Source organism: Halobellus sp. Atlit-38R (assembly GCF_003665925.1).
Taxonomy (GTDB): domain Archaea; phylum Halobacteriota; class Halobacteria; order Halobacteriales; family Haloferacaceae; genus Haloquadratum; species Haloquadratum inordinatus.
Window position 1 is genome coordinate 1 of sequence record NZ_QXIJ01000345.1, and the last position, 453, is coordinate 453.

A 453-nucleotide genomic window follows, 5' to 3' on the forward strand; every position below is an offset into this window, starting at 1 on the left:
GACGTCCACGACCACCGCCACGAACTGAAACAGCTCCGCGACTCCGGTCGGACGAGCCTCTGGGAGAACAGGGAAGCGATGGCGTGTCCCGTGTGCGACGACGTCTTCTCGCGGCTCTTCGTCACGCGGCAGGCGGGAACGACGTTCCCCGAGAACGACGGCGCGCGGTTCTGTCTGCTCCGCGACGACGACGCCGTCTACCTGTTCAGGCACTGAGCGCACAGGGGATCAGTTCTGCGGAGCGTCAACCGCGTTGAAATCCCTTCCGCAGACGCTTACTCGCCTGAGAAGGCTGGTCGCTGAAGTGTGCGAACTGATCGCTGAGAACCCTCCCGGCTTGAGAGAACCGACTACGCGCTCGCGGGGGCGCTGTCGGCATCGCCGTCATCGATGAGCGGGTAGTCGATGTGGACTTCGATGCGGTCGAACGGGACGACCGGCTGTATCGCGCCG

1 protein-coding gene and 1 pseudogene are annotated in these 453 nt (G+C 64.7%); one reads left to right on the plus strand and one right to left on the minus strand.

The genetic code is table 11. The annotated features are described in order from the left end of the window. Positions 1 to 216 (plus strand): flagella cluster protein (locus tag D3D02_RS19750; protein ID WP_121571394.1); only part of this gene is annotated, 216 nt, incomplete at its 5' end. A gap of 134 nt (positions 217 to 350) precedes the next feature. Here D3D02_RS19750 and D3D02_RS21610 read toward each other — a convergent pair. Next, a pseudogene (locus D3D02_RS21610) lies at positions 351 to 453 on the minus strand (transcriptional regulator); the annotation flags it as partial.